This window comes from Bacillus sp. FSL E2-0195 (assembly GCF_038003645.1).
Classification (GTDB): domain Bacteria; phylum Bacillota; class Bacilli; order Bacillales; family Bacillaceae_G; genus Bacillus_A; species Bacillus_A mycoides.
Genome location: NZ_JBBOPN010000001.1, coordinates 3,273,882 through 3,286,629 on the forward strand (window position 1 = coordinate 3,273,882; position 12,748 = coordinate 3,286,629).

Here is a 12,748-nt window from a genome sequence, read left to right on the forward strand (position 1 = left end):
ACGATCAACCTGTAGGCCGTCTATAATCTAAGACGGGCATCCATATAACAAGTGCACCATGCCTCGTCTTAGGGAATAAATCATAACCCTAAAAATAGACGGAGGTCATTCAAATGAAACAAACCATTTTAGGAGCTATATGTTTATCACTAGCAGCAAGTATTTGGGGCGGTATGTACGTCGTTAGTAAATACGTACTCGACTTTATCCCGCCGCTTACACTCGTTTGGCTACGCTTTATTATCGCTTTTGTTGTTTTATATGTGATTTTGAAAACAACTGAAAAAAAGCAAAAGAAAAACGTAACCATACACAAAAAAGATTGGCTATTATTCGCTTGGATCGGATTCGTAGGTTATTTCATTTCGATCACATTTCAATTTATCGGAACGAAATTATCCGATGCTCATACAGGCTCCTTAGTGACATCAGCTACACCTGCATTTATGGTTATATTTGCAGCGCTCATTTTAAAAGAGAAACTAACTGCTCGTAGACTTTTATCAACTATAATAGCGACAATCGGTGTCGTTATCGTTATCGGATGGGATTTTGAAATCGGCTCCTATTTTATCGGTACAATCATTTTAGTTGGGGCCGCTATTACGTGGGCTTTACTGTCCATTTATGTAAAAATCGCTTCTGCTCGATTTTCATCTTTAGTTATTACAACGTACGCAATATTTTTTTCACTCTTTTTCATTACACCTTTTATGGTATGGGAATTCCAAACAAATCCTATTGAACATATGAACATGTATGTAGTATTAGGCGTACTCTATTTAGGAATCATCTCAACCGCAGGTGCATTTTTTCTTTGGAATAAAGGATTAGAATTAATGGATGCTAGCATCGGCTCATTATTTTTCTTCTTTCAACCTATCGTTGGATCATTACTTGGTTGGTTCTTATTAAATGAGACGTTAAGCAGTAACTTTTTTATTGGTGGTTTCCTTATTATATGTAGTGTTATAATTACTACTTTTGAAAAGCGAAAATAGTATAAAAAACAGGCAGAGACTTAGTCTCTGCCTGTTCGTATAATTGGGTCTTGATCATGGAACCCTATACAAATTGGTATATTACTTTGTACTCCACTACATGCACTTATAAAACTACACACTGTTTTTGCAATTAAATATAAAGTAATACCTACAGCCTTTTATCTGAATCAAAGCCATTTTCAGCATACAAATCTGCTAATTCTACTGACCTCGGTCCCTCAATATCATACGTCCATTCACAAGCCCAATCATCATCCTCTTCCTCAAGTGGAATGTAATCGTCACAAACATAGAACTGACTATTCCATTCATTATCCAAATCATACTCAAAATAAATTGCTTTTACCTCTTCACTTGCAGTAATTTCTAAAGCTTCTTTCAAACCTATCCTCATACTTTCCCTGTATGAATCTAATGGAATCAATTTAATTCGCTCCGCATCCTCACTTGACGCTAGTGTGCGACAAATATCATAATACTTCGATTCTATTTGAGATACCGATAACGAAAATACGGCTTCCTGCATTTCCTCTAAATACTGAAAAATATCCAAACTATTTCACTCCATACTCTTTACGTAGTCCAATGAACTGGACGAGACAACACTTTCGGTAATTTCGTATATTTGTCCCCTTTCGCCGCATTAATTTGCACTTGCGTAAGAAAAATACTATTTGTAAAATCTGTCCCGCGAATATCTGCATCTCGCAAATCTGCTCCGATGAGATCCGCTCCCCTTAAATTTGCATCTCGTAAATTAGCCGCAATAAGATAAGCTCCTCTTAAATTTGCTCCTTGTAAATCCCTCTTTTTAAGGTTAGCTCCCATAAGATCTGCTCCGCGGTGACTGATTCGTTTTTTACGTGCAACATTCATTTCCTTCCATACTAATTCACTCGTCTCTAAAAGGAGAATGTTCACTTCTGCACGGTGTAATGGCACATTTACTTCCATTAACTCATCTGAACTTAAATTAGAAAGACGCTCTGTCTCTTCAATTGCTTCCTTCAGCTCTTTATGAATTGTCTGCGTCGCCTTTAATAGAATAGCTTCCTTCAAATACCAAAGCATTTCATGAAGCTGATGCATAACCGGAAAAGCATCATACATTTCTCTCGCATGCTCGGCATCTGTCCGCCAATCAATTCCTTTAAACGTAACTTGAGAAATCTTTTGTCCAGCACCGAAACATTCAAATACTGTACAACCTTTATAGCCTTTTCCTCTAAGATCTCTATGTATACTACATTTATAATCTGATTGTAGATTTGTACAAGGTTTACCACCATCTTTATTCACCGCAAAATCTACTGATGCTGCAAACGGTAATGCTACACAACATAATCCAAAACATTTTTCACAATCCGCTTTTAAACTATTGTAATTTACATCCTCTTCTACACGAAAATAGTCGTTATGATTAGTCAAAATATATACCCCCTGTTGTCTTTTGACTATTTCATAATATTCCAACTGCACTAAATAATCAATTTTAAAACAAATGGACCTATTTCATTTCAAACAACAACATAATCCGTCTATTTCTTTTCATTTAAAAAGGACACCCACTACAATATTAATTATAATTAAATTAAGAACTTTCAAATAACGAGGAGGATTACGATGGCATTAGAAATGAAAACAAACTGTCAAATTTGCGACCATTCCCTTCAGCCTGATTCTGAAGCATACATATGCGTGTATGAATGTACATTTTGTGCACCATGTACAGAGGAAAGACAAAACGTTTGCCCAAATTGTGGCGGCGAGTTAGTACGTAGACCGAAGAAGAAATAGAAAAAAGCAAAGCGATATCGCTTTGCTTTTTTCTGTTTCTGGGGTATATAGAAATTCTACCAATCACAAATTAAACATTTAAAAACTTAACACAAACAGGCTCTGGTACAACAACATCAGATTGTAACAGTGTTAACTTCCCTGTCGTTTCATTTCTTGAAAATAGCACAAGATTATGTGACTTTTCATTTGTAGCAATAAGAAATTTTCCAGTAGGATCTAACACAAAGTCCCTCGGCCAATTTCCTTCTGTAGATGTATGTGCAACAAATGTAAGTTCACCTGAGTTTTGATTTACACTGAAAACAGCGATACTATTATACCCACGATTCGCCGCATATACAAAACGGCCATCAGAAGAAATATGAATAGCACTTCCTTGACTATTTCCATCAAATTCTTTTGGAACTGTAGAAATATACTGCAACTCTGTAAAGGATCCTTCTTCCGGATAATATGTTAACACAATGACTTCCGAACTAAGTTCAGTCATCACATAAGCGTACTTTCCATTTGGATGAAAAGCAATATGTCTCGGACCGCTTCCTGGGTTCACAGACAAGCTATTCACTTCTTTTAATGTACTATCTTTTATTCCATATGTAATTATTTTATCAATCCCTAAATCAACACCTACCACATATTTTTCATCAGGAGTATATCCCGCGTAATGTGCATGTGGTTTTTCTTGTCTTTCTTTATTTGGACCTGAACCTTCATGTGCCATAATAGATGAAGCAGGATTTACAGTTCCATTTTCTTCATCTACTTCAAAAGACTCAATCGTTCCTTTATGGTAATTCGCTGTAACTACCGTTTGATTTCCACTATCCACACTAATATGACAAGGAGAAGCCCCTTCTACTACTTGTCTATTTTGTTCCTCTAGCTCTCCAGTATGACTATTAATCAAATAAGCAGCTACACCACCAGCTTCTCCTTCTTTTACAACAGAATAGAGATATTGATTATTTTTGCTAATCGTTACATATGTAGGGTTATCCAGCTTAGCCGCAAGTGTTACATTACTAACTTTTTGCGCTTCCGTATGTAAAGTAAAAGTATATATTCCTTCACTATTTTCTTTCGTGTAAGTTCCAACATATCCAATAAACTCTTTGTTATCCGTCATTTTCATAACCCTCTCCCTATAGTTTTTGTTCATCACACTTCTTACTAAGCAACCTAAAACTATTATTCATTGAAAGAATATCCTAAAAAATCGGAGTACCTCTTTATACGCTACCATATTTTTCTGCCAAATAGCCTCTAAACCCACTTTTTCTGAAAAGCTGCTATACTTTCATATTCTTCTTCCAAGTGACGGGCCAAACGAATATAGATCGGTGTTAAATCTTTATATTTCTCCACACTTTCCATGTTTGGCTCATGATAAAAATTGGCACCTACCATATTAGAAACTACATGTAATGTATCTACTTCACCTAAGCTATATAAACCGAGGATTGCCGCTCCTAGGCAAGAGCTTTCGAAACTTTCAGGAACGTATACGTCTTGATGAAAAATATCTGCCATCATCTGTCTCCAAAGTTCTGACCTTGCAAAACCACCTGTCGCTTGAATTTTTTTCGGTTCGCCAATTAGTTCTTTTAACGCAAGAAGAACTGTATACAAGTTATAAATGATTCCCTCTAAAACAGCACGTATAAGATGCTCTTTCTTATGATGTAGTCCAAGCCCAAAGAAAGATCCCCGCGCATTTGCATTCCATAAAGGAGCTCTTTCGCCTGCTAAATACGGATGAAATAATAAACCATCAGATCCAGGATTCACTTTTGCCGCTATTTCCGTAAGCACTTCATATGGAACTTTTCCTAAACGCTTCCCATGCTCAACTTCTAACGTACATAATTGGTCGCGAACCCACCTAAAAATCATACCACCATTATTAACCGGTCCACCAATTACCCAAAGATCCTCAGTTAACGCATAACAAAAAGTCCTACCTTTCGGATCCGTTACAGGATGATTTGTTACAACTCGCACTGCACCGCTCGTACCAATTGTAATAGCAACTACTCCAGGTTCTATTGCATTTACACCTAAATTCGATAGTACCCCATCACTCGCACCGATTATAAAAGGAGTAGTAACAAGTACATTCATCTCTCTTGCAAGTTCTTCATTTATCCCTATTAAACTGTGCGTCGTTGGAACAACTGTAGATAGCTTTTTATCGGTAATTCCTGCGACACGAAGAGCTGCCTCATCCCATTTTAAAAATTTCAAATTGAACATTCCTGTTGCTGATGCAATAGAATAATCAATTACATATTCCTTAAATAACTTATAGAAAACATACTCTTTAATAGAGATGAATTTATAGCTTTTTGCAAACAACTCATCATGTTCATTCTTAAGCCAAACTAATTTCGAAAGTGGTGACATAGGATGGATTGGTGTTCCAGTACGAAGGTAAATTTCATGACCATTCATATCATTCTTTATTTTTTCTGCCCAGCTTGCGCTTCTATTATCTGCCCAAGTGATACATCTCGTTAACGGCTTCCCTGCTTCGTCTACAGCAATGACACTATGCATTGCCGAACTAAAAGAAACACAAAGAATATCAACTGGCTGCACATTACTTGATTGTATAGTTTCTTTAATCGTATGTATGACCGCTTGAAAAATCTCTTCTGGATCTTGTTCTGCTGTTTCTGGTGCGGGAGAATATAAAGGATATTCAATCCCATGACTTGCAATAACTGATCCATCAATCGAAAACAAAACTGATTTTGTACTAGTTGTCCCAATATCTACACCAATCATATATTTCGAGCTCACTATGTAACCCCTTTCAAATTATTCCTATAACAAAAGAGCACCATGATGTATACAAAAAAGACGCTCCCTTATGAGAGCTACGTTTTAATAAACTTCTCTCTCATAAGGAGGTCCTTTTCATAACTATAGTGCTATTTTGAAAAGTGAAATCTTCATTTCATTATAACTTAGGCGCTTTCGCCCAATCCGCAGCAAACTTTTCAATACCTTGATCTGTTAATGGGTGCATAGCAAGTTGTTCAATGACTTTATAAGGAATTGTTGCAATGTGAGCACCTGCCATCGCTACACGAGTGACATGGTCTGGGTGTCTGACAGAAGCCGCAATAATTTGTGTATCTAATTGATGAACATCGAATAATTCAGCAATTTTGGCAACTAATAATACGCCATCTTCAGAAATATCATCTAAGCGTCCTAAAAATGGAGAGACGTACGTTGCACCTGCTCGAGCAGCTAAAAGAGCTTGGTTCACAGTGAAAATAAGTGTAACGTTCGTTTTCACACCTTTTTCAGTAAGGTAGCGGCAAGCTTCTAATCCTGCTAGTGTCATCGGAAGTTTTATCGTGATGTTTTTATCACCACCGTTAATTTTAATTAGTTCTTCTGCTTGAGAGATCATTTCTTCAGCTGCAACAACATCTGGAGTTACTTCTGCCGAAACAGATTCAACGTTAGGTACTGCCTGACAAATTTCTGCAATACGGTCTTCAAACTTAATGCCCTCTTTCGCTACTAAAGAAGGATTCGTTGTAACGCCAGCTAAAACCCCTAGTTTATATGCCTTTTTTATGTCCTCAAGATTTGCAGTATCAATAAAAAACTTCATGATTCATTCCCTCCATTTTTTAAACGCTAACGAGTTATAATTTTAAAATTTTTATTTCTTTTCTACTGCATGTCCGCCAAATTCATTGCGCAGTGCTGCTACAACTTTTCCTGTAAATGTGTCATTGTCTAATGAGCGGTAGCGCATTAATAGAGACATTGCGATAACAGGAGTTGCTGTTTGAAGGTCTAATGCTGTTTCTACTGTCCATTTTCCTTCACCAGAAGAATGCATAACGCCCTTAATTTCATCCAGTTTTGCATCTTTAGAAAATGCATTTTCAGTTAATTCCATTAACCATGAACGAATGACTGAACCGTTGTTCCATACTCTTGATACTTTTTCATAATCGTAGTCAAATTCACTCTTCTCTAAAACCTCAAATCCTTCACCAATGGCAGCCATCATTCCGTATTCAATTCCGTTGTGAATCATTTTTAAAAAGTGACCACTACCAGCTTTTCCTGCATATAAGAATCCATTTTCTACAGCTGTATCTCGGAAAATAGGTTCAACGATGTCCCAAGCTTCTTGATCTCCCCCGATCATGTAACAAGCACCATTACGAGCACCTTCCATTCCGCCAGAAGTTCCTGCATCCATAAAGTGAATGCCATCTGTCTTTAGTTGCTCATATCGGCGAATAGACTCTTTATAATGTGAATTCCCAGCTTCAATTAAAATATCTCCTTTTGATAACAGCGGTGTAACCTCATTAATAACAGAATCAACAACAGCGTGCGGAACCATAACCCATAGAATTCTTGGTGATTCTAATGATTGAACAAGTTCGTTTAAACTAGACGTACCTGTAGCCCCATACGCTTTCATTTCTTCCACTGCACTCGTATTTAAATCGAATGCAGCTACTTCATGTTTATGATCAATTAAATTCTTCCCTAAATTTAATCCCATTTTACCTAAACCAATTAATCCTACTCTCATAATACAATTCCTCCTTGAATTACCTTTCATCATAAATACATGTTAATAAAATGATGAATATCTTTTGTCATATTGCTTTACTTATAAGAATGTACTTATTTTTTCAATCCCTCATCTAACCACCATTTAAATTCACTTTCTTGTAATAGAGCATGAGCAGCATCCGGACCATACGAGCCAGACTCATATTCATGAAGAGGTAACAAGTTTTCTTCGAACGCTTCAAGGATTGGCTGCACCCATTCCCATGACAATTCAACCTCTCTCCAGTGTGCAAAGAATGTAGAATCTCCACATACAGCATCATAGATAAGCCTTTCGTAGGCTTCAGGTATTCCCACTCCTGTTTGCTCACAAGTAAAATGAATACGGATCGGTTCTAGCTCTCCATTGTTCAATGGATTTTTACTATTTAATTGGAGTGAAACATTTTCATTTGGGCTAATTTCAATGATTAACAAATTAGGCTCTGCATTTGGATTACTATCTTGATATTGCTGTTTTAATGTATTTTTAAACTCAATTACAATACGAGTAGACTTTTCTTTCATTCTTTTTCCTGTTCGTATGTAAAAAGGAACATCAGTCCAAAATGGGTTATCAATCCATAAGCGAGCCGCAACATATGTATCTGTTTGAGAAGAAGGATTTACTCCTGGTTCCTCTCTATACGCTACAACTTGTTGTCCTTTTATCTCTCCTGAAGCATACTGTCCGCGAATGATATGGTTCTGAACGTCTTCTTTTTTCACTTTACGAAGAGTTTCCATTACCTTTCGTTTTTCCTCACGAATTTCACATGCATTTATCTTTTCCGGCAGATTCATAGCAGTCATCATTAATATTTGCAACATATGATTTTGAACCATATCGCGAATGGCTCCTGCATGATCATAATATGCTGCCCTTTCTTCTACCCCAACCGTTTCACTAGCTGTTATTTGTACATTCGCTATATGTTCTTTATTCCAAATCGATTGGAGAACAGGATTTGCAAATTCAAGTGCTTCAATGTTTTGAATCATCGGTTTACCTAAATAATGATCAATACGGTATATTTCGTCTTCTTCAAACGTTCGACTAAGCTTATCATTCAGCTCTCGGGCAGATGTAAGATCATGACCAAACGGTTTCTCAATCATCAGGCGCTTCCATCCATCCGTTCCATCGAGTCCACTTTCCTTAATATTTAAAGCAATGGTCTCAAAGAAGTCAGGAGTAACTGAAAGGTAGAACATTCTATTCCCTTGTATATTTTGTTCTTCTTCCCTTTCACGAACTACTTGTAATAACCTTTTATAATCTTCTGGCTTATTCACATCTAAGGGACAATAACGAAAATACTCTAAAAAATCTTCTATTTTCGGAGTACCTTCATCTTTGCGACGAGAAAAAGTGTCTATGGATTCTTTTACTCTTTTTTGAAAATCTAAATGAGATACTTCACGTCTTCCAAGCCCAATAACGGATATTGGCTTTGGAATCTTTTGATCTCTATATAAGTTATATAGCGCGGGGTAAATTTTTCTTTTAGCTAAATCTCCTGTTGCTCCAAATAAAACAAAGGTCATTGATTCCAATTTCAGTCCCCCTCGTGATGTATAGTCATTGTCACCTTAGTAAAAATGCATTGTACAGAAGCTACTATTATTTTTGATCCAACCTTACTTCTTAACTTCTAATTTTTTATATTTGTCGCTTTCTAATTGTCCCCAATATTAATAGTGGCAATTCAAAGCATTTTTACCACATGCTACTTACTTATTTTAACTTATATAAAATAACTTAATTACTTTTAGTAATTTAATTACGTTACGTCTATCATATTAACTACATAGATTATAATCGTCAAGAAAAGTGTCTCGAATTAAAAATTTTAATTCCGTAACATCTTATTAGAAATATGTTCATGAACTGAATAATAAAAAGGCAAGACCGAACATATTCTTGTTCGATTTTGCCTTTTTACTATTGTTTCAAATGATTTTTAACTGCCCTTATAACTAATTCATGATCCTCTTCTGGTGGTAATCCTGAAACTGTTATCATTCCAATAACTCCTACATCTTTTATTTGGACAGGAACACAGCCACCAAACGCAGCATAATCCGACCTATCTAAAAGATACTTTTCATTATATGGAACGCCCGTTATTTCACTTTGTATCTGCATATAATACGAGCTATGATTATGCAAAGAAACAACTCGTTTTTTACGCTCAATCCATTGCGTATTTTCCGCAGTTGTCCCTGTCATCTTGAAATGAAATAGTTGCACACCATTTTTCGCTATATCAACAGCAATCAATTTCCCTTCTTGCCTCGCCGTTTCAACGATAAATAAACCTATTTGCAGTGCATCTTCATTTGTAAAAGAGGAAAATTGAAGTGTTTCCTCCTCTATTAAAATTTGCTTACTTATTTCATTCAAATTTGAAGCGCTCATATGTTTATCCCCCTTACTCACTTTATGCCACATTGATATTTTTGAATTTCTGTGACTCTATCGTACGGCCTTTCCATATAACTAATACCGTAAAGCGTATTCTTTTCTTCTTGGTGCTATTATGAATTATATTTAACGCCTTAAAAAAGTATGTCCTTTCGTACTAAACATCTCGTATAGAAGTTTTCTTCCGGATATTTCTTACAAGCATAAAAAAACCAGTTACTTAGGCAACTGGTTCGCTAACAATTTCATATGGGATATCCATTCAACCAAACTAATGCTTGTTCATAATCATCAAAAAATTTCACAGATTCTTTTGTATTGGACTGTTGTAAATAATTCAGTATCTCCCCTTCTTCAAAGAGAAAAGCAATTGCCTTACTGTGATTCAAAATCGTTTCATTGAAAAACTTATCTTTCCATGCTTTTTGAACAGAAAAATGATCTGGCGTGTACCCTTTTCTATCTACCAGCAATTTGTATTTCCGACCCTCGGAAATGAATTGCTGACAAACCTGCTCGAAGCCATTAAACCATTCATAAACATCATCTGTTTTAATCTTGCCAATAAGATGGGTAACAATTATATCTCCTGAAACTGTTGTGCTTATATTCAGCTTACTCAACTTGGAATCATCTCCCTTAGTTACAATTATGCGGAAATATCTCATAAAATCAATAAGATAAAATTGTTACGCATTAAAAAAGGACAAACTCTCCAAACGGAGAAGTCTGTCCCAAAATCGTTCTATTTTATTTTGCATTAGAACTAACAATCGTGAATTAGAATAATGATTTAATACTTGCTAAAACAGTAAGTACACCTACAATAATAACAAATACGTTACTCATTTTCCCTTTGTATTTAGCTAGTACTGGTACTTTATTGATTGCATACATCGGTAATAGACATAAGATAGCAGCAACTAATGGACCGCTTAGAGAATCAATAAGTCCAAGAATACTTGGATTTGTATAAGCAACAAACCAGCATGACAATACAACAAAAGTAAGGACGATTGTCTTAATTGTTTTTTCTTCAATAACTTTCCCACGTGATTTACCGAACTTAATAATCATGTCACGCATTACTTCAAATGCTCCGATATAATGGCCAAGGAAAGATTTTGTAATAGCCACAAAAGCAATGATTGGAGCTGCAATCGTGATTACAGGTGAATTAAGCTCATTAGCAAGATATGAAAGGATTGATAAGTTTTGCTCTTTTGCCATTTTTAAATCCTCTGGAGTCAAGCTTAATGTACTACTCCAAACGAAGAACATAACTACAGCGAATGTCATGATATAACAAACTTTTTGTATTTGCGCACATTTAGCATCAGTAGCTTCTATTCCATACGTAGCTCTCTGTTTTACAACAAATGATGAAATCATAGGTGAATGATTAAATGAGAATACGATGATTGGTAGAATCAACAGTATCGTTCCAAAATATCCTGTTCCTGTTGAAGCAGTAGAAACAGTTGAAAAGCTAAGAATTGACGTATTCCACTGTGGAATTAAAAATATTGCGATAAAAAGTAGAGAAGCTATGAAAGGATACACTAGCATACTCATGATCTTTACAGTAATATCTTGACCAAAATTCAGTATAGCGATAAGACCAAGAACTAATACAAGTGATAAAATAGCCCTTGGAGGCTCTGGCATGTGCAATTGATGCACGATAAAACTACTTGCAGTATTTGTAAGCGCAACCGAATACATTAGCACGATTGTATAAATTGAACCGAAATATACGATGTTAAAAATGATACTTGCTTTATTTCCGAAATACTCTCTAATTGTACCTGTGATCCCCTCATCAGCAGAATTAGAAGCGTATATCATTTTAGCAAGTGCCCTATGTGAGTAATACATAACTGGATATGCAAGCAATGTAATTAGTAGTAATGATAATAAACCACCTGAACCTGCATTAATCGGTAAAAAGAGCACCCCTGCTCCAATTGCAGTTCCAAATAGGCTCAATGCCCATGTAGTATCCTGCTTATGCCACTTTTTCGGATCTGCATATTGCTCATTTTCTAGTGCGATATTTTCAGCTTGAACTTCTATTTTCTTTGCAGTATTCCCGTTCATATAATAACTCCCCCTTGTATCCTATTCTTGCGTATCTCTTTATAGCTAACGAACATTCCCTTTTTTCGGAAAATAAATTCCTTACAAGTTGCCCCACATTGTATGTCCTTCATCATAATGAATCCAAATTGAAACATTCGCTAGTTAGCGTCCTAACATAAATGTTAGCGTTCACAAAAAAGTTTACTCGTACTATCCGCTCTTTATATAAAGACCGCTTAAGAGAACAATATTGAATAGACTTCATAAATACGTTGCAACATTTCTAATAACAGTGTGTTACTTTAATGGTTTCTCTTACTTACTTGTAACAGTAATTTTAGATAAACCGGCCTCTCTTCATTTATGAGGCATTTCTTTCTCAATTCTATACATCACTTTCATAACTTCGGCAGCATTTATGGTATTGATTACACAAGCCACTGAAGCACTTTACATACATTTCGCCTCTAATCACACGCCTTTCTTTCTATTAATCGCATTTTTTATATTTTCTCCAGAGATCATAAAATTTCTCTCGACGCCCTCATTATAACGTGTATATTTATAAAATTAATATTTTTATATTTCCAGAAATATTTAATGGATATAATTTTACATGGATAATAACTTACAGTTAGCATGCAACCCTTGTTCCTATCGCTTATAACGGAATTAATCAGCAAAAAACACAGTAAAATATTGTTTATTCAAGCTACTCATTTTAAAAATATTTATACTCTTCTTTATCTAAAAATTTTATTTTGACTTAAAAAAGATATTCTAATAAATAATTAACGTGGTTAAAAAGAAATTTCTTTTTAAATACATAAAC

11 protein-coding genes and 1 pseudogene are annotated in these 12,748 nt (G+C 35.5%); 2 read left to right on the forward strand and 10 right to left on the reverse strand.

The features are described 5' to 3' along the window. The first annotated feature begins 113 nt into the window (after positions 1-113). Positions 114-1,001, forward strand: coding sequence for a DMT family transporter (locus MHH59_RS16870; protein ID WP_340851875.1), 888 nt, complete (start codon positions 114-116; stop codon positions 999-1,001). A 20-nt stretch (positions 1,002-1,021) separates the two neighbouring features. On the opposite strand, the pseudogene MHH59_RS16875 reads toward MHH59_RS16870, so the two are convergent. Both MHH59_RS16875 and MHH59_RS16880 read right to left on the reverse strand, forming a co-directional pair. Beyond that, positions 1,022-1,557: pseudogene (locus MHH59_RS16875) on the reverse strand (hypothetical protein). A 20-nt stretch (positions 1,558-1,577) separates the two neighbouring features. Next, positions 1,578-2,432 carry a pentapeptide repeat-containing protein gene (locus MHH59_RS16880; protein WP_002185327.1) on the reverse strand — a complete coding sequence of 285 codons (855 nt, stop codon included), beginning with the start codon at positions 2,430-2,432 and terminating at the stop codon, positions 1,578-1,580. A gap of 195 nt (positions 2,433-2,627) precedes the next feature. Between MHH59_RS16880 and MHH59_RS16885 the strand changes: the two genes are divergently transcribed. Further along, positions 2,628-2,801 (forward strand): DUF1272 domain-containing protein, encoded by a 174-nt coding sequence (locus MHH59_RS16885; RefSeq protein ID WP_001162783.1) that lies wholly within the window; start codon positions 2,628-2,630, stop codon positions 2,799-2,801. 70 nt (positions 2,802-2,871) lie between these two features. Here the strand turns inward: MHH59_RS16885 and MHH59_RS16890 are convergent, their stop codons facing one another. The 8 genes from MHH59_RS16890 to MHH59_RS16925 all read right to left on the reverse strand — a co-directional run bounded on the left by MHH59_RS16890 (position 2,872) and on the right by MHH59_RS16925 (position 11,934). Further along, positions 2,872-3,933, reverse strand: a complete 1,062-nt coding sequence (locus MHH59_RS16890; RefSeq protein WP_002167935.1) for a lactonase family protein — start codon at positions 3,931-3,933, stop codon at positions 2,872-2,874. Between the two features lie 137 nt (positions 3,934-4,070). Then, complete coding sequence (gene gntK / locus MHH59_RS16895) at positions 4,071-5,612, reverse strand: gluconokinase (RefSeq protein ID WP_340852968.1); 1,542 nt, start codon at positions 5,610-5,612, stop codon at positions 4,071-4,073. Between the two features lie 157 nt (positions 5,613-5,769). Beyond that, positions 5,770-6,438 carry a fructose-6-phosphate aldolase gene (gene fsa / locus MHH59_RS16900; RefSeq protein WP_000667685.1) on the reverse strand — a complete coding sequence of 223 codons (669 nt, stop codon included), beginning with the start codon at positions 6,436-6,438 and terminating at the stop codon, positions 5,770-5,772. A gap of 51 nt (positions 6,439-6,489) precedes the next feature. Beyond that, positions 6,490-7,383, reverse strand: a complete 894-nt coding sequence (gnd, locus tag MHH59_RS16905; protein WP_002014034.1) for a phosphogluconate dehydrogenase (NAD(+)-dependent, decarboxylating) — start codon at positions 7,381-7,383, stop codon at positions 6,490-6,492. A 95-nt stretch (positions 7,384-7,478) separates the two neighbouring features. After that, positions 7,479-8,963, reverse strand: coding sequence for a glucose-6-phosphate dehydrogenase (zwf, locus tag MHH59_RS16910; RefSeq protein ID WP_002128323.1), 1,485 nt, complete (start codon positions 8,961-8,963; stop codon positions 7,479-7,481). Between the two features lie 388 nt (positions 8,964-9,351). Further along, positions 9,352-9,861, reverse strand: a complete 510-nt coding sequence (locus MHH59_RS16915; protein WP_002014036.1) for a heme-degrading domain-containing protein — start codon at positions 9,859-9,861, stop codon at positions 9,352-9,354. Between the two features lie 218 nt (positions 9,862-10,079). Then, the gene (locus MHH59_RS16920) at positions 10,080-10,502 is read right to left on the reverse strand and encodes a SpoIIAA family protein (protein ID WP_340851880.1); all 423 of its coding nucleotides are present in this window, start codon (positions 10,500-10,502) and stop codon (positions 10,080-10,082) included. A gap of 112 nt (positions 10,503-10,614) precedes the next feature. After that, entirely contained in the window at positions 10,615-11,934 is a 1,320-nt protein-coding gene (locus MHH59_RS16925; protein WP_340851882.1) for an aromatic amino acid transport family protein, read from the reverse strand. Positions 11,935-12,748: the final 814 nt, after the last annotated feature.